The sequence below is a fragment of the Bacillus haimaensis genome (assembly GCF_048270625.1).
GTDB classification, from domain to species: Bacteria; Bacillota; Bacilli; order Bacillales; family Bacillaceae_I; genus Sutcliffiella_A; species Sutcliffiella_A haimaensis.
The window spans coordinates 2013007-2038726 of sequence record NZ_CP158164.1 but is presented as its reverse complement, the minus strand read 5'-3'; the positions used below and the strand labels follow the sequence as shown (position 1 = coordinate 2038726).

Sequence of the window (25720 nt, the reverse complement as noted above, 5' to 3'; positions counted from 1 at the left end):
CTAGTAAAGGCAGGTAGTAAAACATGAAAATTGCAATAGATGCAATGGGCGGAGATCATGCACCGAAGTCCATGGTGGAAGGAACAATGAAAGCGGTCGAGGCTTATCCTGATCTAACGTTTACTTTAGTTGGCGATGAGCAGAAAATACGACCATACTTAACCAATGATAAGAATATAAGCATTATACATACAGAAGAAGCGATTTCAGGGGATGAAGAGCCGGTAAAGGCGGTCCGCAAAAAGAAAAACTCCTCTTTGGTTCTGATGGCCAAGGAAGTAAAAGATGGCCGAGCGGATGCCTGCATTTCTGCAGGAAACACAGGAGCCTTGATGACTGCCGGACTATTGGTGGTCGGAAGAATCAAAGGAATAGAGCGCCCGGCACTTTCACCGACATTCCCCACCATCGGCGGAGAAGGGTTTGTGATGCTTGATGTGGGAGCGAACGTGGATGCAAAGCCGGAGCACCTCTTCCAATATGCACTCATGGGTTCCATCTATGCCGAAAAAGTAAGAGGGATTAAAGCGCCTCGTGTAGGATTGTTGAATGTGGGTACCGAGGATAAAAAAGGGAACGAACTGACCAAAGCCGCTTTTGAACTGATTAAAGAGTCTGGTGCTGTACATTTTATCGGAAATGTGGAATCACGCGATCTCTTGAATGGAGTAGCCGATGTAGTTGTAACAGACGGCTTCACAGGGAACATTGCATTAAAGACGATCGAAGGAACGGCACTTTCCGTCTTCGCCATGATGAAGGAAGCATTGACCAGCGATTTGAAAAGCAAGCTTGCAGCAGCGGTATTGAAACCGAAGCTAAAAACTTTGAAAAATAAAATGGACTATTCGGAGTATGGAGGCGCCGCCTTATTTGGATTAAAGGCTCCTGTTGTCAAAGCGCACGGATCTTCGGATGCCAATGCCTTTTACAATGCGATACGCCAAACACGTAATATGCTGGAATCAAACATGGTTGGCGTGATAACAGAAACGATTGAAAAAACGGAATTCGTTACAAAAGAGGAGAACGGAGGAGAATAATGGGTAAAGTAGCATTTGTTTTTCCAGGCCAAGGTTCACAGACTGTCGGAATGGGGCAGGAGCTTTCCGGTCATTTTGCGGAAGTGGACAACATCATCAAGAAAGCGGATAAAAGATTGGGATTTAGCTTATCCTCCCTTATGTTTGAAGGACCGCAGGAAGAACTTACATTGACCTATAACGCACAACCGGCATTATTAACGACAAGTATTGCCATACTAGAAAAATTGAAAGAAGCTGGAATAAAAGCTGATTATGTGGCAGGGCACAGTCTTGGAGAATACTCCGCCCTGGTTGCAGCAGGCTCCATCAGCTTTGAAGATGCGGTCCATACAGTACACCTGCGTGGAAAGTTCATGGAAGAGGCAGTACCAGCAGGGGAAGGCACGATGGCGGCAGTCCTAGGTTTGGATGAAGCAGTTCTATTTGAGGTAACCGAGCAAGTGACAAGCACCATTGCTCCAGTCCAGCTTGCCAACCTCAACTGTCCAGGACAAATTGTTATCTCAGGCTCAAGAGTTGGTGTTCAGGCAGCGTCCGAACTATCGAAAGAAAAAGGCGCAAAACGAGTCATCCCACTAGTAGTTAGCGGGCCTTTCCATTCCAGTCTCATGCAGCCTGCGGCAGAGAAGCTTGCAGCTGCATTGAAAAAAATAGATGTGAAAGATACCGAGATCCCTGTTATTGCGAATGTGGATGCACATGAAATGCAAGAACTAGAGGATATCAATGAAAAGCTCGTCCAGCAATTATACTCTCCTGTAAGATGGGAGCAATCGATCGAACGCATGATCGAACTTGGAGTAGATACATTTATCGAAGTTGGACCTGGTAAAGTTTTATCAGGCCTGATCAAAAAAATAAACCGCCGAGTAACAACCATCCCTGTCTATGACATGGAAACGTTGCAAAAAGCGTTAGATCACTTTCAAGGGGAGGATACATCAAATGCTTAAAGGTAAAACAGCAGTCATCACAGGAGCATCACGCGGTATTGGTCGCGCCATCGCTTTGGACTTGGCGGAGCAGGGTGCAAATATCGTGGTCAACTATTCCGGCAGTGAGGCAAAGGCCTATGAAGTGGTGGAAGAAATCAAACAAATTGGTGGGAATGCAATAGCGGTTCGCGCTAATGTAGCCTATATGGAAGAGGTCCAGGCGATGATGAAAGAGAGCATGGAACAATTCGGGTCTATCGATATTCTTGTAAACAATGCGGGGATTACAAGGGATAACCTGCTAATGCGCATGAAGGAAGACGAGTGGGATGATGTAATCAACATCAACCTGAAAGGCGTTTTCAATACTACCAAAGCTGTGACAAGACAGATGATGAAGCAGCGCTCAGGCAGAATCATCAATATCGCGTCAATCGTCGGTGTAAGCGGCAACCCTGGACAAGCCAATTATGTGGCAGCCAAAGCAGGTGTCATCGGCCTTACCAAAACGACTGCCCGTGAATTGGCATCACGTCACATTAACGTTAATGCGATTGCACCAGGATTCATTACAACCGACATGACAGATAAATTAAACGAAGAAGTGAAAACTGAAATGCTGAAGCAGATTCCATTAGCCCGTTTTGGCGATGCAAAGGACATTGCTTCCGTTGTTTCCTTCCTTGCAAGTGAAAAGAGTGCTTATATCACTGGCCAGACAATCCACGTGGACGGCGGAATGGTGATGTAATAAGGCAATTCGTGCCGGACCGACAAGCAAGTCGAACAAAATTCTTGTGAAATACTGTAGACAATCTGGTTTTTTTCACAAACTTTAACTATAATACTTGAGGGGAGGTGAAAGTTATGGCAGAGGTTTTAGAGCGTGTAACAAAGATCATTGTTGATCGTTTAGGTGTGGACGAGACTGAAGTTAATCTTGATTCTAAATTCAAAGATGATTTAGGTGCAGATTCTTTAGATGTAGTTGAATTGGTAATGGAGCTTGAGGATGAGTTTGAATTGGAAATTTCAGACGATGAAGCAGAAAACATTACTACAGTTGCAGATGTGGTCAACTACATAAAAGCAAACACATAATTGCTTCACCTTGAAAGTCCCACTTTATAAGTGGGACTCTTATTTATTTTCAAGGGTATTTTCAGCCTATCCATTCAAACGATGTCCGACTGTATTTCTGCACAAATCTATGCTAACATAAGTTTTTTACATAAAAATGAGCAAATGGTGTAAGATGCTATTTGTAACCTATAAATAATTTGTTAAAATAGTTTTTGTTTACATCTTTCGTCACATGATTTAATAGTCAGCATAGAGAAAGAAGAATGTATGTTGGAGGCACCTTTATGACAAGAAATAAAAGTCGAATAAATGAAAAGAAAAGTGAAGCGATCTCAAAGAAGTTCCAAACGCTTCAAGAAGAATTGGGCATCGATTTTCAAAATGATAAATTACTGTATCAGGCATTTACACATTCATCGTATGTGAATGAGCATCGGAGAAAGCCATATGAGGATAATGAACGATTGGAGTTTTTGGGGGACGCAGTGCTTGAATTGACGGTCTCTCAATTCTTATATAAGAAATTTCCTATGATGAGTGAAGGTCAGTTGACGAAATTGCGTGCATCTATCGTGTGCGAGCCATCACTTGTTTCTTTTGCAAATGAGCTTTCTTTCGGTTCTTACGTTTTGCTCGGGAAAGGGGAGGAATTGACCGGTGGACGAGCCAGACCAGCCTTGCTTGCGGATGTGTTTGAATCCTTTATTGGGGCACTGTACCTGGATCTTGGACTGCCAGCCGTATTCTTATTCCTGGAAAAATACGTGTACCCTAAAATAAATGAAGGTGCTTTTTCTCATGTGATGGATTATAAGAGTCAATTGCAGGAATTGATTCAGCGCAATGCTCTTGGCGTGATTGAATATGAAGTCCTTGAGGAGAAAGGTCCTGCTCACAACAGGGAATTTGTCTCCAAGGTCAGTTTAAATAAAGAGGAGCTTGGAATTGGTGTCGGCAGATCGAAAAAGGAAGCCGAGCAGCACGCTGCACAGTTCGCATTAGATAAGCTCAAGCAATCGAAATAATAGGAATGGAGAATAGAGGGCGATCCGATGGTGCCTCCGCTGCGGCTATATGGGTCGCCTTCTTTCTCTTTTACATAGGCTCTTTTCTTAAAGTTTGTTGCTTTTGTCCGTAAAAAATCGGCTTTTGGATTTTTACTGCATTAACTACTTCAAGTTTATTAGGGATACAATGTTCCGAATTGGAAAAGAGCACGAAGACGAGTAAAATTACGGGCTGTAATTGTATACGAAAAAGCAACAATGTATGCGAATAAAGCCTATACATAAAACAGAGGTGAAGGATAATGTACCTCAAACGATTAGAAGTGGTTGGATTTAAGTCGTTTGCAGAAAAGATATCGGTAGATTTTGTACCTGGGGTAACAGCCGTTGTTGGCCCAAATGGAAGTGGAAAGAGCAATATCATCGATGCCATCAGATGGGTGCTGGGAGAACAGTCAGCCAAATCTCTGCGTGGGTCGAAAATGGAAGATATCATTTTTGCAGGTAGTGACAGCAGGAAGGCTTTGAATATTGCCGAAGTTACCCTCACACTTGATAACAGCAAGCGCATCCTGCCCATCGATTACATGGAGGTAAGTGTAACAAGGCGCGCCTACCGTTCCGGTGACAGCGAGTTCTTGATTAACAAGCAATCGTGCCGCCTGAAGGATATTGTCGACCTGTTCATGGATTCCGGACTTGGTAAAGAAGCGTTTTCCATCATCAGTCAAGGGAAAGTCGAGGAGATCCTGAGCAGCAAGGCGGAAGAGAGAAGAAGCATCTTTGAGGAAGCGGCTGGTGTGCTGAAGTATAAATCCCGTAAAAAGAAAGCGGAAAGCAAGCTTTGGGACACACAGGAAAACCTGAATCGTGTATCGGATATTCTGCATGAACTGGAAGGGCAGGTGGAGCCGCTGAAAATGCAGGCTTCCATTGCGAAGGATTACCTGGAGAAAAAGGAAGAGCTTGAGCAGATCGAAGTAGGGGTAACCGTCTACGAAATTGAAGAACTGCACCAAAAGTGGGAAAGAACCTCACAGGAAGTAAAGGAAAGTACGGAAAAGGAATTGACCCTTTCTTCTGAACTGTCACAAAAGGAAGCGACACTTGAAAAGTATAAAGACCAAGTGGCTGCACTCGACGAATCCGTCGACTCCCTCCAGCAGGCATTGCTTGTTGCGAGCTCGGAGCTTGAAAAGCTGGAAGGACGGAAGGAAGTCCTGAAGGAACGCAAAAAGAATGCAAGTTCAAACAGGGCGCAGCTGGAAAAATCATCGGTGGAGCTGGATGAGTTCCTGAAGTCGCATAAAGAGAAATGGCAAACAGAAAAAGCCTTGCTTGAAACTCTTCATCAGGAGCTGATTTTAACGGAACAGCAGCTCAAGGAGAAGCAGCTGATCAATGAGCAGTTCGATTTGAACATCGAAGAGAAGATTGATGCACTCAAAAGTGAATATATTGAACTATTAAACAAGCAAGCTACTGTTCGTAACGAGCTGACTTATTTAGATCAACAAGAAAAACAAGAAGGATTGAAAATCCAGAGGCTTGACGAAGGGAATCAGAAGTATGTGAACCAGCGTCATGCCACAGAACAGAAAAAGCTGGAAATCGAAAGTAAGCATAAGGCTGTCAGTGAAGATCTTCATCAAACCATTGCTTCGTTTCGAAAAGAGCAGGCAACTTTAGATCAATACAAGGAATCCTATCAAAAGAAAGAAACCACCCTATACCAGGCATACCAGTTCCTTCAGCAGACAAGATCCAGGAAGGAAATGCTCGAAACCATGCAAGGGGATTTTGCAGGTTTTTTCCAGGGTGTCAAAGAGATACTGAAAGCCCGTGATGAAAACCGCTTATCCGGTATCAAAGGGGCGGTCGCTGAACTGATCCAGGTGAATCAGATCGTTGAGACAGCCATTGAGATAGCCCTCGGGAGCGCAACCCAGCACATTGTGGTGGAGGATGAACAGAGTGCCAGGTCTTCCATCCAGTATCTGAAGAAGAACGGCTATGGAAGAGCCACCTTTTTGCCTCTTAGCGTGATGAAGCCGCGAACAATGCCGGAGTATCAGCTGAAGCAGATTGGCCAGCATGATGCATTTGTTGGAGTAGCGGCATCACTTGTGGAAAGTGATCCGGCCTATGAAAATATTGTTCTCAATCTTTTAGGTACCATCGTAATTGCAAGGGATCTTAAAGGGGCCAATGCACTAGCCTCCATACTTCAGCATCGCTACCGGATTGTCACGCTCGATGGTGATGTGGTGAATCCGGGGGCTCGATGACCGGTGGAGCTGTTAAGCAAAAGTCCAACAGTCTCCTTAGCAGGGGCCGTGAGCTGGATACGATTGCTTCCAAGCTTGAGGAGATGGAAGGGAAAACGTCCCTTCTTGAAGATCAAGTGAAAACACTCAAGCAGAAAATCTCGGAAAAAGAGTTACAGGTCCAACAGTTGAAAGAAGCTGGAGAGGAACTACGCTATAGGGAGCAGGAAGTCCTGAGCCAGATCAGGGAAGTGGAGCTGGAAGAGAAAAATGTCAATGAGCATCTTAGCTTGTATGATTACGAAAAACAGCAGCTTTCCACCTCTATCCAGCAAGCGGTCGACCGCAAAACTGTCCTAGAGAAAGAGCTGAAAGAGGTAGGTCTTGGCATTGTGGAGCTTGATAGGGAAATAACCGAGCTGCATACCAAGAAAAATGAACAGCATACAACAAAGGAAGCTGTCCAAAACGAACTTACCCAACTTAAAGTTGATTATGCAGGAAAGAAAGAAAAGCTTCATAGTCAATCGGAAAAAGTGGAAAACATCTCACAGGAAATTGAATCAGCACAAGAGAAATTGACAGAGATCCGGGAAGACCTGGCGCTGCTTCAAAGCGAGATGAATGACAACTCTTCCGGGGAACAGAAGCTGGAAGTGGCTGCAAAAGAAAAGCTGCAGGACAAAAATACGACAATGAAGTTGATTGCCGAGCGGAGAGCACAGCGTCTGACCATCTATGAAAAGGTTGAAAATGAAGAGCTGGAGCTAAAAGAGCTGAAAAGGCAATACAAGCAGCTCACAGATATTTTGAAAGCGGAAGAGGTAAGGCTGAACCGTCTGGATGTGGAACTTGATAATAGACTTCATCATTTAAGGGAAGAGTATATGCTGTCATTTGAAGCGGCGAAAGAAGCGTATCCCTTGATGTGGAAATTGAGGAAGCGCGTAAAAAAGTGAAGCTGATCAAGCTTGCCATCGAAGAGCTTGGAACAGTTAATATTGCGGCTATCGAAGAGTATGATCGAGTAAGTGAACGTTACTATTTCCTGAAAGAGCAAAAGGATGATCTGCAGGAAGCGAAAGATACACTGTTCCAAGTCATTGGAGAGATGGACGAAGAGATGAAAAAACGTTTTGAAACGACGTTTACAAATATCCGCGCCCATTTCCATGATGTTTTCCGTTCCTTGTTCGGCGGCGGACGAGCGGATCTTGTACTGACCGATCCGAATGATATGCTGAATACAGGTGTAGATATCGTCGCACAACCACCAGGAAAGAAACTTCAGAACCTAGGGCTGTTATCTGGAGGGGAGCGGGCATTGACCGCAATCGCCCTATTATTCTCCATTCTGAAGGTAAGACCGGTACCGTTCTGCATTCTGGATGAGGTGGAAGCGGCGCTTGACGAAGCGAATGTCCACCGTTTTGCGCAATACCTGAAGCAGTTCAGTAAGGACACGCAATTCATCGTCATCACACATCGTAAGGGAACGATGGAATTCAGTGATGTACTCTATGGAGTGACCATGCAGGAATCCGGTGTTTCCAAGCTCGTTTCCGTAAGGCTGGAAGAATCCAGGGAACTAGTCCAATAAAAAAGCGTTATTAGAGAGGAAGAGATAGAATGAGCTTTTTTAAAAAGTTGAAAGAAAAAATCACTTTTCAAACGGAATCTGTTTCAGAAAAGTTCAAAGAAGGTCTGACTAAGACAAGAGATTCCTTTTCAGGTAAAGTAAACGATCTTGTTGCCCGATATCGTAAAGTGGATGAGGATTTCTTCGAAGAATTGGAAGAAATCCTGATTGGGGCAGACGTCGGCGTCAATACCGTTATGGAGCTCATTGATGAACTCAGAATGGAAGTGAAGCGCCGCAACATCCAGGACCCGCGCGAGGTACAGGCAGTCATTTCCGAAAAATTGGTGGAAATCTATGAAGCTGGCGAGGATATCTCCCCACGCATCAACATGCAGGAGGAAGGCTTAACAGTCATTCTTGTAGTTGGTGTAAATGGTGTCGGGAAAACCACCTCAATCGGAAAGCTCTCCAATAAATTGAAGCAGGATGGCAAAAAAGTTCTGCTTGCAGCAGGGGATACCTTCCGTGCCGGTGCGATTGAACAGCTTGAGGTATGGGGTGAGCGCGTAGGTGTCGACGTAATCAAGCAATCTTCGGGATCCGATCCTGCAGCCGTAATGTTTGATGCAATCCAGGCGGCAAAAGCCCGGAAAGCGGATGTGCTGTTATGTGATACGGCCGGACGCCTGCAAAATAAAGTGAACCTGATGAAGGAACTTGAAAAGGTGAAACGTGTAATCGAACGCGAAGTGCCAGGGGCTCCTCATGAAGTGTTGCTTGTCCTCGATGCAACTACAGGCCAGAATGCACTGAGCCAGGCAAAGATATTCTCTGAAGTGACAAACGTCTCCGGTATCATTCTGACAAAGCTCGATGGAACAGCAAAGGGTGGTATCGTACTGGCCATCCGCAACGAGCTGAAGATCCCGGTGAAATTCGTCGGCCTCGGTGAAAAAGTGGAAGATCTTCAAGAGTTCAATGCAGAACAGTATGTGTATGGACTCTTTGCAGATATGGTGGATAAGGAAGTAGTAGAATAGGTAGAGGCCGCTCCGGTTTGGGGCGGTTTTTCTTTATTGAAGAGGGGACGATGATTAGCGCTGGACGAAAATCCAAGTCAATTTATTGGCACAAAGGAGTACCAGTGCAGCTTGTTATTGGTTCAGAAGGGCGGAATGATGTCTTCATCCACGCGAAAAGAGGGAGTGAGGGAATCAAAAAGGAGGAATGATACCTTCACCCATCGCGAAAAGAAGAAGTGAGGGAATCAAAAGGGTGGAATGATGCATTCACCCATCGCGAAAATAGGGAGTGAGGGAATCAAAAGGGAGGAATGATACCTTCACTCATTGTGAAAATAGGAAGTGAGGGAATCAAAAGGCCGGAATGATACCATCACCCATTGCGAAAAGGGGAAGTGAGGGAATCAAAAGAGAGGAATGATACCTTCACTCATCGCGAAAAGAGGGAGTGAGGGAATCAACGAACCCTTCGAACGATACCTGCATCCCATTTTACACAAATTTATTAATGCACCACCTCCCAACGAGACCCCATGACAAGAAAAAAACTTGACATCCCCTCAAACAAAATGTAAACTAACTTATTGTAAAGGCATTTCACTTAACAAGGGAGAGTGAGTAGGATGCTAGAAAAAACAACGAGAATGAACTATCTCTATGATTTCTATCAATCGTTGTTGACGCCAAAGCAAAGAAGTTATATGGCTTTGTATTACCTAGAAGATAACTCCCTTGGTGAGATAGCAGAGGAATATAACATAAGTCGTCAAGCGGTGTACGACAACATCAAACGTACGGAACAGATGCTTGAACAATATGAAGAAAAGCTTTTGTTATTTCAAAAGTTTCAAGAGCGGCAAGAGCTGATAAATCAGTTGAAGGGTACACTTTTGACCAATCCGTCAAAAGAAGAGCTTTTAACATTTATCGAATCGCTCGAGAAATTAGATTAGGGGGCGGCATACATGGCATTTGAAGGTTTAGCCGACCGTTTGCAAAATACGATACAGAAGATTCGTGGAAAAGGTAAAGTCAGTGAACAAGACGTAAAAGAAATGATGCGTGAGGTTCGACTGGCTCTGCTAGAAGCGGACGTAAACTTCAAAGTAGTGAAAGACTTTGTCAAACGTGTTAATGAACGTGCAGTTGGACAAGAAGTCATGAAAAGTCTTACACCCGGTCAGCAGGTCATCAAGGTAGTTAAAGAAGAACTGACTGAACTGATGGGTGGGGAACAAAGTAAAATTGCTGTAAGCAACCGCCCGCCAACCGTCATTATGATGGTAGGTCTACAAGGTGCTGGTAAAACGACCACTACCGGAAAGCTGGCAAACCTATTGCGTAAAAAACACAATAGAAAGCCTCTTCTAGTAGCTGCCGATATTTACCGTCCTGCAGCAATCAAACAGCTTGAAACCTTAGGAAAACAATTAAGCATGCCGGTTTTCTCCCTTGGAGACAAGGTTAGTCCAGTGGAAATCGCGAAGCAGGCCATCCAACAGGCAAAAGATGAGCACCATGATTATGTGCTGATCGATACTGCCGGACGTCTGCATGTTGATGAAGCGTTAATGGACGAGTTGAAACAGGTGAAAGAAATTTCCAAACCGGATGAGATCTTCCTGGTGGTGGATGCGATGACTGGTCAGGATGCTGTCAATGTAGCGGAAAGCTTCAACGAACAGCTGGGCTTGACGGGAGTTGTATTGACAAAACTGGATGGAGACACTCGTGGTGGTGCGGCGCTTTCTGTTAAGGCGGTAACGAATACTCCGATCAAGTTTATTGGTATGGGAGAAAAGTTGGATGCCCTTGAAGCTTTCCATCCTGAGCGTATGGCCTCCCGTATTTTAGGTATGGGGGATGTGCTGACACTTATTGAAAAGGCACAATCGAATGTAGACGAAGAGAAAGCGAAAGAGCTGGAACAGAAGCTGCGTACGATGAGCTTTACGTTTGATGATTTCCTGGAGCAGTTAGGTCAGGTAAGAAGCATGGGCCCTCTCGATGAAATCTTGGGGATGATACCTGGTGCGAACAAAATGAAAGGCCTGAAAAACGTCCAGGTAGATGAAAAGCAGATTGGTCATGTGGAAGCGATTATCCAAAGCATGACAAAAGCAGAAAAAGAAAATCCAGATCTGATCAATGCTAGCCGAAAAAAACGGATAGCAAGAGGAAGCGGACGTCCTGTACAGGAAGTGAACCGTCTACTCAAACAATTCGAAGAGATGAAAAAAATGATGAAACAAATGACGAACATGCAAAAAGGAAAAGGCAAAAAAGGCGGATTCAAGTTTCCTTTCATGTAAGCCTTTCACACCATTTTTTCTCTTAATAAATCAAGTGACAAGAAAAAACACTTTACAAACAAGTAACTACTTGTTATCATACTATCTTGTGTGAAATATTTTCGGAGGTGCTTATATTTATGGCAGTTAAAATTCGTTTAAAACGTATGGGTTCTAAAAAATCCCCATTCTATCGTATCGTAGTAGCAGATTCTCGTTCTCCTCGTGATGGACGTTTCATTGAAACAGTTGGAACTTACAATCCTGTAACACAACCAGCTGAAGTTAAAATCAATGAAGATCTAGCTTTAAAATGGTTACAAGATGGCGCGAAGCCTTCTGACACTGTTCGTAACCTTTTCTCTAACGAAGGTATTATGGAAAAATTCCACAATGCTAAATTAAGCAAATAAGAGATCAGATGACAGAACTGATTAAAACAATTGTGACGTCGTTGGTAGATCATCCAGAGCAGGTGGTTGTTACTGAAAAGGCAACAGGTAATGCCCTCACGTATCAACTCGCAGTACATCAAGATGATTTAGGGAAAGTGATTGGCAAGCAGGGAAGAATTGCAAAAGCGATTCGAACTGTATTATTCGCTGCTGCCTCTCATGAAAATAAACGAGTGCAATTAGAAATACTGGAGTAGGGGAGGCTTTATAGCTTCCCTTTTTCCTGTTTTAGAGGATGTTCCATATGTTACGGAATTCATTTTTAATAGGTTATTTAAGTGAATCAGGGTAAAATAATGCTACATAGATGTCCGAGGAAAATGTATATGGAGGTGCTACGTGTGTCGAAATGGTATAATGTGGGAAAATTGGTGAATACGCATGGAATCAAGGGAGAAGTCCGGATTGTATCAAGAACCGACTTCCCGGAAGAGCGCTATAAAAAAGGAAACCGCCTTTATCTATTCCTGCCTGATCAGAAGGAACCGCTTGAAGTAGTGGTGGAGACGAGAAGAGTTCACAAGTCCTTTGATCTTCTGACGTTTGAAGGATTTCATAACGTCAATCAAGTGGAAAACCTGAAAGGAGCCATTGTCAAGGTTCCTGAGGATCAGTTAGGGGACTTGGAAGAAGGGGAATACTATTTCCATGAAATCGTCGGCTGCAAGGTGTTGCTGCAGGAAAACATGGAGGAAATCGGCAAGGTATCGGAAGTGCTGACACCTGGGGCAAATGATGTATGGGTAGTGAAGCCTCAAAAAGGGAAAGACATCCTGATCCCTTACATCGAATCGGTTGTTAAAAAGGTGGATGTAAAAGAAAAGACCATCATCATCGAGCCATTAGAGGGGCTGTTCTGATAATGAAGATCGATATACTGTCCATCTTCCCTGAAATGTTTCCAGGTGTCCTGCAATCCTCCATTTTAAAAAAGGCGGCCGACAAGGGGGCTGTGGAGTATCGGGTGACGGATTTTCGTGAATACGCGTCGGATAAACATAAAAAAGTAGATGATTACCCATTTGGGGGTGGTGCTGGGATGGTACTGAAGGCTCAACCCATCTTTGATGCGGTGGAAAGCCTGAGGGCATCCACCACTGCCAAAAGGCCCCGTGTCATCCTTATGTGCCCTCAAGGCGAGCGCTACACACAGAAGAAAGCGGAGGAGCTCTCCAAGGAAGAACATCTGATCTTCATCTGCGGCCATTACGAAGGCTATGATGAGCGAATCAGAGAACACATCGTAACAGATGAGCTGTCTATCGGGGATTTTGTCCTGACTGGCGGGGAACTGGCTTCCATGGTCATCGTGGACAGTGTGGTAAGGCTTTTACCTGATGTCCTCGGAAAAGTGGAATCTCATGAGCAGGATTCCTTCAGCACAGGTCTGCTCGAACACCCCCATTATACACGGCCTGCTGATTTCAGGGGGATGAAGGTGCCGGATGTATTATTGTCAGGCAATCATGCGCACATCGAAAAATGGCGTTCCAAGGAAATGCTCAAGAGAACATGGGAGAGAAGACCAGATCTTTTTGAAGGATATTCGTTGACGAAAGAACAGGAAGAATGGTTGCAGGAGATTAAAAAAGAGGATAAGAGATATTGATTTTTTTTATTCAATATGCTATTATACTCTTTGTGACTTAGCCTAGCTATGTCTTAAAACGATGTTCCGCTGCATCAGAAGTATGGAATGAACATCTGTGGAAAAGGAGTAGAAAACTATGCAAAAATTAATTCAAGAAATTACGCAAGGTCAATTGAAAACTGATCTTCCAGCTTTCCGTTCCGGAGACACTGTACGTGTACACGTTAAAGTTGTCGAGGGTACACGTGAGCGTATTCAGGTGTATGAAGGAGTAGTAATCAAGCGTCGTGGCGGCGGCATCAGCGAAACATTTACTGTTCGTAAGATCTCTTACGGTGTAGGTGTAGAGCGTGCATTCCCTGTTCATTCTCCTAAGATTGAAGGAATCGATGTAGTTCGTCGTGGTAAAGTACGTCGTGCGAAACTTTACTATCTTCGTGCATTACGTGGTAAAAAAGCGCGTATCAAAGAAATTCGATAATAAAAGGGAGAGCTTGGTGACAAGCTCTTTTTTTGTTAATCAGAAATCTATGGCGCTTGGAGTTTTCCCAAACCCAAAAGAAGGTATATAATAGGAAGAGAATACATATAGGCAATTGATAGACAAGGTTATATTCGGGGAGTTTCAGACCGATCGTTAATGCTTGGCCGGTCTGGCATATATTTTCATCCATGTTGTTACACACTAATTGAGAGTAGCGGAGGAACTGATATGGCACGTTCTAAAAATGAGCTTTGGGAATGGGTAAAAGCTTTGGCAATCGCTGTTTTACTGGCAGCAGGCATTCGTTATTTCTTTTTCGCACCTATAGTGGTAGACGGAGAATCCATGATGCCGACTCTTCATGATAAAGACAGAATGATTGTCAATAAAATCGGATATAAAATTGGTGATCCGGAACGATTTGATATTGTCGTCTTCCATGCAACACAAGACAAGGATTATATCAAACGTGTAATCGGATTGCCGGGTGATGAAATAGAATACCGTGATGATGTGCTGTACATCAATGGTGAACCGTACGAAGAGCCATATTTGGACAAGTACAAGGAACAGCTGCAAGGGGACGGTCCTCTAACCGAGGATTTCACTTTGGAAGAGCGCACCGGATCAAAGGTTGTTCCAAAAGGCCACATCTTTGTCATGGGGGATAACCGCCGTTACAGCAGGGATGGCCGTCATATTGGCACTGTAAGTCAAGAGGAAGTGCTAGGCAAGACGAATATCGTATACTGGCCATTGGCTGATCTTAGAATGGTGGATTAAGGCAATATTTCGGTAAGGATTTCAGGAGGCATCAGGCAATGACAATTCAATGGTTCCCGGGGCATATGGCAAAAGCCCGGAGACAGGTAACAGAGAAACTAAAATTAATAGATATCGTTTACGAACTGGTGGATGCTCGTATTCCAGTATCTTCACGCAACCCGATGATCGATGAGATTGTGGCAAACAAGCCTCGTATCATCCTGTTGAATAAAGCGGATATGGCAGATGCAAGAATCACCAAGCAGTGGTTGGAATATTTCAACCTCAAAGGGGAAACAACAAAGGCGATAGCCATCGACTCCCAGACAGGGAAGGGCCTTCAGCAGATATCCTCCCTTTCAAAAGAGCTGCTGAAAGAAAAATTCGATAAAATGCAGTCCCGCGGGATTCGACCCCGAGCGATCAGGGCTTTGATTGTGGGTATTCCGAACGTAGGGAAATCCACCTTGATCAACAGGCTGGCAAAAAAGAATATCGCACAAACCGGTGACCGTCCCGGAGTGACCAAAGCCCAGCAATGGGTGAAGGTTGGAAAAGAGCTCGAGCTATTGGACACCCCTGGTATCCTTTGGCCGAAGTTTGAAGATCAGATGGTCGGATATCGTCTTGCGACTACAGGGGCCATCAAAGATACCATCATCAATCTTCAGGATATTGCAGTTTTTGCGTTGCGTTTCCTAACGGAGCACTACCCGGACAGACTGCGTGAACGCTATGCACTGGAGGAAATCCCTGAAGATATAGTGGATCTCTTCGATGCAATCGGCTCCAAACGTGGTTGTATGATGAGTGGCGGCCATGTGGACTACGATAAGACTGCAGAGCTTGTCATCAGGGAAATAAGACAAGAGAAGCTCGGAAAACTTAGCTTTGAAGCACCTGTACAGTTATAGGAGGCCAGCAATTTTTGCTGCCTTTTTTTATTTATACCAGATAATGAAAAATGAGAGGTAAACACAATGAAGAATACTCCGATAAAAGAGATAGAAGCAAAGCTGAGAGAGTTGAAAAGCGCCGATGATCCCTTTCTGGACTCCCTGAAAGGCGACGAACGGAAGGGCGTAAAGGCTCTAGTGAAGCGATGGGAAAAAGGAATCGAGCTGGACATGCAATTACATAAACAGTTTGAAGAAATGAGCCAATATGAAAATTCCCTTTATCAACAAGGGTGTCACCATATTGCAGGGGTAGATGAAGTCGGCCGCGGGCCGCTGGCAGGACCTGTGATTGCAGCAGCGGTCATCCTGCCGAAAGATTTTCAACTTCTAGGTCTGACAGACTCCAAAAAGTTATCAGCTTCCAAGCGCGCTTTTTTCAATGAGTATATAAGAGAGCATGCGGTAAGCTTTGGTATTGGTGTTGTGGATTCCAGGACGATCGACAGGATTAATATCTACGAAGCTACAAAGCTTGCGATGAGGTTGGCGATTGAACAGTTATCAGTTAAAGCGGATCATCTCCTGATCGATGCCATGAAACTCGACCTTGACATTTCTCAGACTTCCATTATCAAAGGGGACGCTAAGAGTATTTCGATTGCAGCAAGTTCTGTGCTTGCCAAAGAGGCCCGTGATTCGTATATGAAAGAACTTGCGGCACAATACCCTGAATATGGTTTCGAAAAGAACATGGGATATGGAACAAGTGAACATCTTGAGGCAATAAAAGAAGTGGGAATCATGAAGGAGCATCGACATTCCTTTTCCCCGGTAAAAGAATTGGTTGTGAGTTGAGAAAAAGGGGAATAGCGCGATGAATATTTGGCAGCTTATACAGCATAGAATTCCGGACGGTCTATTAAATAAACTGGAAAAGGGCAAACATAAGCTGCCGGACATATTTCAGGCAAAGGTGACAGAGCAGCTGAATGGTGCTCTTTTTACCGTTCAAAAAGGGGGAGTCTCTTTTTCAGCCAAGATCTCAGGGGTTGTTGAAGTGGGAAAAGAATATGTGTTTCATAGTATGAGGGAAGAAAAAGGGTTGGTTCTCAGAGTGGACCGCACCATATCAGCCATTGAAAATGCTACACAATCCTTGCCCGGGAACAGAACGCCATCAAAAGGGCTGCAACATCTTCAAGCGCAGTCTACTATACATAGGCTGGAGCACCATATAAGGGAAGTGGGGGTGAAGCTCGCTCCCCCTGACCTTCAACAGCTGGCCAAAGTGATTGATCGGTATCAAGGGGCTCAAAAGGAAATCACGATGGAGCTGACTAAATTCTTGATCGTTCGAAATGCTGCCACACCTGAAGCTGTACATAAAAATCTGCCATTCCTGACTGCAGCCTTGCTCGATGATGAATCTTTGGGTAGTACTATGGAAAAGGTGAAACAACTAATCAGTGTGTCAAAGGAAGCAAGCCCCGAAACATTGAAACTGCAAGCGCAGCTTGAAAAGATTGCAATTCCCGCCCCTCTCCAATCACAAAAGGAAATAGTGCTGTTTTTGAAACAACTATTTTCTAATACGGGGTTGGATTATGAAAATACCCTATTTCAAAGACTCCACTCACAACAGCCCTTATCAAGCCAGCCGTTAGAACAGCTTAAGCCCTTACTGCTCGAATATGCGAAGGGCATGATGAATATGGAGGAAAGCGGCTTTGTTGCAAAGCTCGTAAATAAATTAACAGGTTTTCAGCTTCTTAGCAGGGAAGAGGGGTCATTCCAACACCTATTCCTTCCTATTCCGGTTGTGGTCGAGAAAGAATCCAGGGAGTGGTATGTTCATCTGAGTTCCAAAAAGAAAAAGGGCGAGGGAATTGATCCTGATTATTGCCGTATTGTCCTTTATCTCGATTTACCGCTCTTTTCCACCACTTTGGTCGACTTGTTCGTGCAACAAAGAGTGATTACCTTGTCCATCCACCACTCCTACCCTCCATTAGGTGATTTGGTGGAGAAGGGGCTCCCTCAGCTAAAAGAAAATCTCTACCAGAAGGGTTATACTCTCTCAGCGATTAAAACAGTTCATAAGCAAGAAGATGGGCTTGAAGAGTTACCTCTGGATTTTGTCAAAAAGATATTCAGCACTTCCGGGGAAGGAGTGGACTTTCGAATATGAGCAATAGTCAAGGTAAAGCGTCTATGGAAAGAAAGAAAGCAGTTGCTTTGAAGTATGATAAAGCGAAGCATTCCGCGCCGGTTGTCAGTGCAAAAGGAAGGGGCATTGTAGCGGAAAACATCATTCAGGAAGCAGTGAAGCACAATATCCCGGTTCAGGAGGATTCAGCTCTGATAGAGATGCTTCTCGAAATCGAATTGAACGAAAGCATCCCGGAGGAGCTGTATGAGGTGATAGCGGAAGTGCTGTCCTTTGTGTATCAGTTGAATCAAAAGGAGAAAGCTGAAACATCCGAATTGGTCAATCAAGAAGGTTTATTAAAATAACAAAATAATTGAATAATCTGTCAAAAATTCGATTATCGCCATTTTTAAAGCTCATTTAATACAAAATCTAGGTGTCAAATGATAATTTTTTGAAAATAGTATAATATTTTTGCAGAAAGGTAGACATTTGCCAAACCTTTTAATAAAATGAAAGCGCAGTCTATTTTTTAACTAGGCTCTTTTCGTAAAGTTTGTTGCTTTTGCCCGTAAAAAATCGGCTTTTGGATTTTCTGCTGCATTTATCCCTGTTAAATTAAATGAAAATAAATCTATTACACGGGAAAAGAGCACGAAAGTAAGTAATCTTGCGTGTTTACATTGGCTACGTCAAAAACAACAATGTATGCGAAAAGACCCTTTAACTATTATTTTTGCGATACATAAGATTGGAGGATGGGAAATGAATATCCATGAATATCAAGGAAAAGAGATCCTCAGAAAATACGGGGTAGCTGTTCCAAATGGCCGCGTTGCATTTACTGTAGAAGAAGCAGTAGAAGCTGCGAAAGAATTAGGAACAGAAGTTTGTGTTGTAAAAGCACAAATCCACGCAGGTGGTCGCGGTAAAGCCGGCGGCGTTAAAGTTGCGAAGAATCTGGATGAAGTCCGCGAATATGCGAACGAGATTTTAGGCAAAACATTGATTACTCATCAAACAGGCCCTGAAGGTAAAGAAGTAAAACGTTTACTTATTGAAGAGGGCTGCGATATTAAGAAAGAATATTATATCGGGTTAGTATTGGACCGTGCAACTTCCCGTGTTGTGTTAATGGCATCTGAAGAAGGTGGAACAGAGATTGAAGAAGTGGCTGAGCATACGCCTGAGAAAATCTTCAAAGAAGTAATTGACCCTGTTGTTGGATTAACAGGATTCCAAGCTCGTCGTATTGCGTTCAACATCAACATCCCGAAAGAATTGGTGGGACAAGCTGTTAAATTCATGATGAGTTTATACACCGCTTTTGTAGAAAAAGATTGCTCGATTGCTGAAATCAATCCACTAGTTGTAACTGGTGATGCGAAGGTAATGGCACTTGATGCAAAGTTGAACTTTGATGCAAATGCTCTTTACCGTCATAAAGACATTGTGGAATATCGTGATCTGGAAGAAGAAGATGCAAAAGAAATCGAAGCTTCCAAATATGACCTAAGCTATATCTCCCTGGATGGAAACATCGGTTGTATGGTTAACGGTGCCGGTCTTGCGATGGCAACAATGGATATCATCAAGCATTACGGTGGGGACCCTGCTAACTTCCTGGACGTTGGGGGCGGTGCTACTGCTGAGAAAGTAACAGAAGCTTTCAAGATTATCCTTTCTGATGATAATGTAAAAGGAATTTTTGTTAACATTTTCGGTGGAATCATGAAGTGTGACATCATTGCTACTGGAGTAGTGGAAGCAGCTAAACAAGTAGGACTTGAAGTTCCTCTGGTTGTACGTTTGGAAGGTACGAACGTTGACTTAGGAAAACAGATTTTACGTGAATCTGGTCTGAATATCGTTGCAGCTGAATCCATGGCTGATGGAGCACAAAAAATCGTAGCGCAAGTAGGATAAGAAAGGCAGGGGACATACATGAGTGTATTTATTAATAAAGATACAAAAGTTATCGTACAAGGTATTACTGGATCTACAGCTCTGTTCCACACAAAGCAGATGCTGGAGTATGGTACACAGATCGTTGGTGGTGTAACACCTGGTAAGGGCGGCACTGAAGTGGAAGGTGTACCTGTATTTAACACAGTTGAAGAAGCGGTAAAGGCTACTGGTGCCAATGCATCTGTAATCTATGTTCCGGCTCCGTTTGCAGCAGATGCAATCATGGAAGCGGTTGACGCTGAATTGGACTTGGCTATTTGTATTACTGAGCATATCCCGGTTCTTGATATGGTTAAAGTGAAACGGTATATGGAAGGGAAAAAGACTCGCCTAGTGGGTCCTAACTGTCCTGGTGTCATCACTCCTGATGAGTGCAAGATCGGAATCATGCCTGGCTACATCCATACTAAAGGCCATGTAGGGGTGGTTTCCCGTTCTGGTACACTTACGTATGAAGCAGTTCACCAGTTATCCCAAGAAGGTATCGGCCAATCTACAGCAGTAGGTATCGGTGGAGACCCAGTCAACGGTACAGACTTCATTGATGTGTTAAAAGCTTTTAACGAAGACGAAGATACGTATGCAGTAATCATGATTGGCGAAATCGGTGGAACTGCTGAAGAAGAAGCGGCTCTATGGGTGAAAGAAAATATGACAAAACCTGTCGTTGGATTCATCGGTGGGCGTACTGCTCCTCCAGGAAAACGTATGGGCCATGCCGGCGCAATCATTTCTGGTGGTAAAGGTACAGCTGATGAGAAAATCCGTGTAATGAATGAGTGTGGAATCGAAGTTGCAGATACTCCTTCTGTAATGGGAGAAACACTTATCAAAGTGATCAAAGAACAAGGCATTTACGATAAATGTAAAACACATTAATAATTGATTGAAAAGGAATAGTCGGAGACGGCTATTCCTATTTATCATATCCAAAAAAAATTTAATGAGGTGCTGCGACCGTATGGAACGATGGAAAAAAAGATTCATTGCCCTTCATCATTGCCCTTTTCTGAACGATTCTTCGATTATTGAACTGATTAAAATGGACCCTACCCTTGCAAACTTTCACCAACTTTCTCTTTCTGAAATCTCCCGGCTCACTTCTCTTTCTCATCAAAAATCTCTTACCATCTTTGATTACATGAAAAACCTCCAATTTGACCACCTACTTGACGTCTATGAAAAGGAAAAGATTCGTATAATCACAATATTTGATGAAGAATATCCTCCTCTACTGAAGGAGATATACGGTCCACCATTGGTTTTATATACAAAAGGTAACCCACAATTGTTGAAAGCAAGGATTCTGGGGGTGGTCGGGACAAGAAATATGACGGAAAATGGTCGGTTATCCCTTCAGAAAATAATACCGCCGTTAATAAAAGCAGGGTTTGTCACCGTAAGCGGTCTGGCAAAGGGGATCGATACGCATGCCCATAGGCTGACTGTAGAAAATAAAGGCGGGACCATTGCGGTGCTAGGTGGCGGGGTAATGAAAGTCTACCCCAAAGAAAATCAGAAGCTAGCCGACTATCTTACAGTAGAACATCTGCTGGTCTCAGAATACCCTCCATTCTCATCTCCCGTGAGGTGGCATTTTCCAAAAAGGAACCGAATTATCAGTGGACTAAGCGAAGGGGTTATTATAATAGAAGCAAAAGAAAAAAGCGGTAGCTTGATTACCGCAGATCAGGCTCTAGAACAAGGCAGGGACGTCTTTGCTGTACCGGGATCGATTATGGAACCGACCGCAGCAGGAACAAACAGCTTGATACAGCAAGGTGCCAAACTGGTGATGAGTCACCATGATATACTAAATGAACTGCAATAGTGGAATTTTCTAAAATTTTCATATAAAATGACAAATAAATTTCAATTTTTTATAATAATTTTCTATTTTTACTTTACAAATGATTATATGTCTATATTATTATAGGGTACAACGATATTCATAAGTTGTACTTTTTTTCATGCAAGCAAGTATGAAAAGCGCGATATCTGACTACATAGTAAATAGAAGGAAGCGCCGAACCTCCTTTTCCACAAATAAAGAATGATTTCTTCGTTTATTTGATAGAAATAGGAGGGAAAAGAAGAAGTAGTAATGGGTAGTTGTTTGACAAACCCATCTTTAATATTTAATAATGGTGAAGATTTAATGAACTCAGTAATTAAATACAGACTCTGTGAACACCGCTGTTGATTTCCGCACTAGACTTCGCTTTCCGCGGGACGTTAGTGGAGCCTCCTCGGCTACGCCTGTGGGGTCTCCACTAAACGCAACACCCGCCGGAGTCTTCGCCTATTGCTCCAATCAACAGCTAGTATACACAATAAACATCACTTCTCTTTTAACAGGGCCCTTCATGTAAAAGATTTACAGCGTGAAAAATGAAAATATAGTGAGGACGTTATGCGTCACCTGCCGCCCCTGTTGATTGGAGTGCAAGGTGTGAGACTCCCGCGATCGCTGCCGCCTGGAACGGAAATCAACAGGGAGTTATACAGCATACACTTATTTTCAGAGGATCCAAAATTAAAAAACGAGAAAATTTACCTTTTGATAAAAATTGAATATAAAAAGTGGTTGTTAAAAACTTTGAGAAAACAAATGGCATTAGGCCAATTTTTTCTAAGAATTTACCCTCTTGAGGAGGATTATTGAATGTCAGAATACTTAGTGATAGTGGAATCACCAGCTAAAGCAAAAACAATTGAACGATATTTGGGAAAAAAATATAAAGTAAAAGCATCGATGGGACATGTCAGGGATTTGCCTAAAAGCCAAATGGGTGTGGACGTGGAACACGAATTTGAGCCAAAGTACATTACCATCCGAGGAAAGGGACCTGTACTTAAGGAACTGAAGACAGCAGCCAAAAAAGCCAAGAAAATTTATCTCGCAGCTGACCCGGATCGCGAAGGGGAAGCAATTGCTTGGCATTTGGCACATAGCCTTGATATTGATCTGCATTCGGACTGCAGGGTTGTTTTCAATGAGATTACGAAAGATGCCATCAAGGAATCCTTTAAGCATCCAAGGCCTATCAACCTCGATGTAGTGGATGCACAGCAGGCAAGAAGAATTCTTGATCGTCTTGTAGGCTATAATATCAGTCCGCTTCTCTGGAAGAAGGTTAAAAAAGGATTAAGTGCAGGGCGTGTTCAATCAGTTGCTGTCCGACTGATCATCGATCGAGAAAATGAAATCAATGCATTCATACCTGAGGAATATTGGACTATCAAGGGTTCGTTCATCACCAATGATTCAAAGGAATTTGAGGGCAGCTTCTATGGACTTGATGGAAAAAAGACTGAATTGAAGTCTGAAGAGGATGTTAAAAACGTTCTTGGAAGATTGGAAGGCAACGCCTTTGAAATCCAAAGTGTCACGAAAAAGGAACGCAAACGTAATCCGGCCCTGCCGTTTATCACTTCTTCCCTGCAGCAGGAAGCGGCCCGTAAGCTCAACTACCGTGCTAAGAAAACGATGATGCTTGCACAGCAGTTGTATGAAGGAATTGAACTTGGGAAGGAAGGAACCGTAGGATTGATCACCTATATGCGGACAGACTCCACCAGGATTTCCGAGACGGCTAAAAAGGAAGCGGTAGAATACATAGAAAAGACATTTGGCCAGAATTTTCTTTCGACTGAACAACGAAAAGAAACTAAAAAGGCTAATGCCCAGGACGCGCATGAAGCAATCCGTCCAACTTCTACCATGAAAGACCCACAGTCCGTAAAGGAATACTTGTCCCGCGATCAATTCAGATTGTATAAGCTAATTTGGGAACGTTTTGTCGCAAGTCAAATGGCACCTGCAATTTTAGATACTGTTTCCATCGATCTTGCACAAAATGATGTCATGTTCCGTGCAACAGGCTCTACAGTTAAGTTTCCCGGTTTCATGAAGGTATATGTTGAAGGCAGTGATGACCAGCAGGAAGAAAAGGAAAACCTGCTTCCGGCACTTGAGAAGGGCGATAATGTCTTCTCAAAGGATGTAGATCCGAAGCAGCATTTCACACAGCCTCCACCAAGGTATACAGAGGCCAGACTGGTACGGACTTTGGAAGAACTCGGAATAGGCAGACCTTCTACGTATGCGCCGACTCTTGACACCATTCAGAAACGTGGCTATGTGGCACTCGATAACAAACGATTTGTTCCAACTGAACTTGGTAACATCGTCATTCAATTAATATTGGAATTTTTCCCTGAAATCATTAATGTTGAGTTTACTGCAAATCTTGAGACGAATCTGGATAATGTGGAAGATGGCAAGGTGAACTGGGTCCACATCATTGATGGGTTTTACCATGAATTCGCCAAACGTCTGGAAAGAGCAGAACAGGAAATGCAGGAAATCGAAATCAAAGATGAACCTGCTGGTGAGGATTGTGAAGTTTGCGGACACGAAATGGTTTTCAAAATGGGACGCTATGGCAAGTTCATGGCATGCTCCAATTTCCCGGAATGCCGAAATACCAAGCCGATCGTTAAGGATATTGGAGTACCTTGTCCTAAATGTGAAAAAGGGAATATCGTGGAAAGAAAAAGTAAAAAGAAGCGAATTTTCTATGGCTGTGACCAATATCCAACGTGTGAATTCCTATCATGGGATAAACCGATTGCCCGTAAATGTCCGAAGTGTGAATCTCTGCTTGTAGAGAAGAAACTCAAAAAGGGCGTTCAAGTACAATGCGTTGAGTGTGATTACAAAGAAGAGCAGCAAGCATAAGAAAAAAGGGACTGACACCTCAACACTTTGCGTCAGCCCCTTTTCATTTGGTAAAGTAGTTTTTAGGCGGCCTGTTGTAATTGGGTCAGTAAGTTTGCAGATTTGGAGGAAAGAAATATTATGACAACACAAGTAGTAACTGTTATTGGAGCTGGATTGGCAGGTAGTGAAGCGGCTTGGCAGCTTGCAAATAGAGGGATTCAGGTTCATTTATACGAGATGAGACCGGTTGTGCAAACACCAGCACACCATACAGATAAATTTGCAGAATTGGTATGTTCCAACTCTTTAAGAGCGAACACACTGACAAATGCTGTTGGAGTCCTAAAGGAAGAAATGCGGATGCTGGACTCCGTTATCATAAAATCAGCGGATGAATGTGCCGTACCTGCAGGAGGAGCTTTAGCTGTTGATCGACATGAGTTTGCTGCAAAGGTTACCGAAATGGTGAAAAACCATCCGAATGTAACGGTATTTAATGAGGAAGTGGAAGCAATTCCTGAAGGTCCGACCATCATCGCAACAGGGCCTTTAACGTCAAAAGCACTATCAGATCAGCTTCGTTCCCTGACTGGGGAGGAGTATCTGTACTTCTATGATGCTGCAGCACCGATTATTGAAAAAGACAGCATCAATATGGACATAGTGTACTTGAAGTCCAGATACGATAAGGGAGAAGCGGCATACTTGAATTGCCCGATGACAGAGGAGCAGTTCAATACATTCTACGAGGCCCTGATCGAAGCGGAAACGGTCCCATTGAAGGAATTTGAAAAGGAAATCTTCTTTGAAGGCTGCATGCCGATTGAAGTCATGGCAAACCGCGGGAAAAAGACGATGCTCTTTGGTCCACTTAAACCAGTCGGCCTGGAAGATCCTAAAACCGATAAACGTCCATATGCGGTAGTACAGCTTCGCCAGGATGATGCTGCTGGAACTTTGTATAATATTGTCGGTTTTCAGACACATTTAAAATGGGGTCCTCAAAAAGATGTGATAAGATTAATACCTGGTCTGGAGAATGCAGAAATCGTCCGTTATGGCGTCATGCACCGAAATACGTTCATCAATTCCCCAAACCTGCTCAAAGCAACGTACCAGTTTAAAGCAAGGGACAATCTTTTCTTTGCAGGACAGATGACCGGGGTGGAAGGGTATGTGGAATCAGCCGCTTCAGGTCTGGTAGCCGGCTACAATGCAGCGAGGCTTGTAACTGGAGAAGAGCCAGTGGAGTTTCCTAAGGAATCTGCTATCGGAAGTATGGCGCATTATATTACAACAACAAACGCTAAGAACTTCCAGCCTATGAATGCCAATTTCGGTTTGTTCCCTGATTTGCCGAGTAAGATAAAGAATAAGCAGGAACGCAATGAAGCACATGCTAGGAGAGCGTTGGAAACAATTCAGAATTTTGTAAAAAGTTAATCAAATT

At 43.5% G+C, this 25720-nt stretch carries 23 protein-coding genes and 1 pseudogene; all 24 read left to right on the top strand.

Translation table 11 applies throughout. The features are described from left to right. Positions 1-23: 23 nt before the first annotated feature. Complete coding sequence (plsX, locus tag ABN702_RS10355) at positions 24-1043, top strand: phosphate acyltransferase PlsX (protein WP_417900585.1); 1020 nt, start codon at positions 24-26, stop codon at positions 1041-1043. Then, the gene (gene fabD, locus ABN702_RS10350) at positions 1043-1999 is read left to right on the top strand and encodes an ACP S-malonyltransferase (RefSeq protein WP_417900584.1); all 957 of its coding nucleotides are present in this window, start codon (positions 1043-1045) and stop codon (positions 1997-1999) included. The genes plsX and fabD overlap by 1 nt, the downstream gene beginning before the upstream one ends. Next, entirely contained in the window at positions 1992-2732 is a 741-nt protein-coding gene (gene fabG / locus ABN702_RS10345) for a 3-oxoacyl-[acyl-carrier-protein] reductase (RefSeq protein WP_417900583.1), read from the top strand. The genes fabD and fabG overlap by 8 nt, the downstream gene beginning before the upstream one ends. A 116-nt stretch (positions 2733-2848) precedes the next feature. Then, complete coding sequence (gene acpP / locus ABN702_RS10340) at positions 2849-3082, top strand: acyl carrier protein (RefSeq protein ID WP_417900582.1); 234 nt, start codon at positions 2849-2851, stop codon at positions 3080-3082. 266 nt (positions 3083-3348) lie between these two features. After that, positions 3349-4089 (top strand): ribonuclease III, encoded by a 741-nt coding sequence (gene rnc / locus ABN702_RS10335; RefSeq protein ID WP_417900581.1) that lies wholly within the window; start codon positions 3349-3351, stop codon positions 4087-4089. A 284-nt stretch (positions 4090-4373) separates the two neighbouring features. Next, positions 4374-7938: pseudogene (gene smc, locus ABN702_RS10330) on the top strand (chromosome segregation protein SMC). Positions 7939-7967: 29 nt separating this feature from the next. Next, positions 7968-8960 (top strand): signal recognition particle-docking protein FtsY, encoded by a 993-nt coding sequence (gene ftsY, locus ABN702_RS10325; RefSeq protein ID WP_386637571.1) that lies wholly within the window; start codon positions 7968-7970, stop codon positions 8958-8960. 605 nt (positions 8961-9565) lie between these two features. Continuing rightward, positions 9566-9895 (top strand): putative DNA-binding protein, encoded by a 330-nt coding sequence (locus tag ABN702_RS10320; protein ID WP_386637569.1) that lies wholly within the window; start codon positions 9566-9568, stop codon positions 9893-9895. 12 nt (positions 9896-9907) lie between these two features. Continuing rightward, on the top strand, positions 9908-11254 hold the full coding sequence (gene ffh / locus ABN702_RS10315; protein ID WP_417900580.1) for a signal recognition particle protein: 1347 nt from the start codon (positions 9908-9910) through the stop codon (positions 11252-11254). Positions 11255-11373: 119 nt separating this feature from the next. Next, a complete protein-coding gene (gene rpsP, locus ABN702_RS10310) occupies positions 11374-11646 on the top strand; it encodes a 30S ribosomal protein S16 (RefSeq protein ID WP_417900579.1) in 273 nt (90 codons plus the stop codon). 8 nt (positions 11647-11654) lie between these two features. Next, on the top strand, positions 11655-11885 hold the full coding sequence (locus ABN702_RS10305) for a KH domain-containing protein (RefSeq protein ID WP_417900578.1): 231 nt from the start codon (positions 11655-11657) through the stop codon (positions 11883-11885). A gap of 144 nt (positions 11886-12029) precedes the next feature. Further along, the gene (rimM, locus tag ABN702_RS10300) at positions 12030-12548 is read left to right on the top strand and encodes a ribosome maturation factor RimM (protein WP_417900577.1); all 519 of its coding nucleotides are present in this window, start codon (positions 12030-12032) and stop codon (positions 12546-12548) included. Between the two features lie 2 nt (positions 12549-12550). Further along, the gene (trmD, locus tag ABN702_RS10295) at positions 12551-13297 is read left to right on the top strand and encodes a tRNA (guanosine(37)-N1)-methyltransferase TrmD (RefSeq protein WP_417900576.1); all 747 of its coding nucleotides are present in this window, start codon (positions 12551-12553) and stop codon (positions 13295-13297) included. Positions 13298-13415: 118 nt separating this feature from the next. Then, on the top strand, positions 13416-13760 hold the full coding sequence (gene rplS / locus ABN702_RS10290; RefSeq protein WP_417900575.1) for a 50S ribosomal protein L19: 345 nt from the start codon (positions 13416-13418) through the stop codon (positions 13758-13760). Between the two features lie 231 nt (positions 13761-13991). After that, the gene (lepB, locus tag ABN702_RS10285) at positions 13992-14546 is read left to right on the top strand and encodes a signal peptidase I (RefSeq protein WP_417900574.1); all 555 of its coding nucleotides are present in this window, start codon (positions 13992-13994) and stop codon (positions 14544-14546) included. A 38-nt stretch (positions 14547-14584) separates the two neighbouring features. Continuing rightward, positions 14585-15442, top strand: a complete 858-nt coding sequence (ylqF, locus tag ABN702_RS10280; RefSeq protein ID WP_417900573.1) for a ribosome biogenesis GTPase YlqF — start codon at positions 14585-14587, stop codon at positions 15440-15442. A gap of 66 nt (positions 15443-15508) precedes the next feature. After that, entirely contained in the window at positions 15509-16282 is a 774-nt protein-coding gene (locus ABN702_RS10275; protein WP_417900572.1) for a ribonuclease HII, read from the top strand. 19 nt (positions 16283-16301) lie between these two features. Then, on the top strand, positions 16302-17615 hold the full coding sequence (locus tag ABN702_RS10270) for a hypothetical protein (protein ID WP_417900571.1): 1314 nt from the start codon (positions 16302-16304) through the stop codon (positions 17613-17615). Continuing rightward, positions 17612-17941 carry an EscU/YscU/HrcU family type III secretion system export apparatus switch protein gene (locus tag ABN702_RS10265; RefSeq protein ID WP_417900570.1) on the top strand — a complete coding sequence of 110 codons (330 nt, stop codon included), beginning with the start codon at positions 17612-17614 and terminating at the stop codon, positions 17939-17941. The genes ABN702_RS10270 and ABN702_RS10265 overlap by 4 nt, the downstream gene beginning before the upstream one ends. Positions 17942-18341: 400 nt before the next feature. Beyond that, positions 18342-19502, top strand: a complete 1161-nt coding sequence (sucC, locus tag ABN702_RS10260; protein WP_204413655.1) for an ADP-forming succinate--CoA ligase subunit beta — start codon at positions 18342-18344, stop codon at positions 19500-19502. 18 nt (positions 19503-19520) lie between these two features. Continuing rightward, positions 19521-20423 (top strand): succinate--CoA ligase subunit alpha, encoded by a 903-nt coding sequence (gene sucD / locus ABN702_RS10255; protein ID WP_417900569.1) that lies wholly within the window; start codon positions 19521-19523, stop codon positions 20421-20423. Between the two features lie 82 nt (positions 20424-20505). After that, on the top strand, positions 20506-21375 hold the full coding sequence (gene dprA, locus ABN702_RS10250; RefSeq protein WP_417900568.1) for a DNA-processing protein DprA: 870 nt from the start codon (positions 20506-20508) through the stop codon (positions 21373-21375). 834 nt (positions 21376-22209) lie between these two features. After that, complete coding sequence (gene topA, locus ABN702_RS10245) at positions 22210-24288, top strand: type I DNA topoisomerase (protein WP_417900567.1); 2079 nt, start codon at positions 22210-22212, stop codon at positions 24286-24288. A 120-nt stretch (positions 24289-24408) separates the two neighbouring features. Further along, positions 24409-25713, top strand: a complete 1305-nt coding sequence (gene trmFO, locus ABN702_RS10240) for an FADH(2)-oxidizing methylenetetrahydrofolate--tRNA-(uracil(54)-C(5))-methyltransferase TrmFO (RefSeq protein ID WP_417900566.1) — start codon at positions 24409-24411, stop codon at positions 25711-25713. Positions 25714-25720 lie beyond the last annotated feature (7 nt).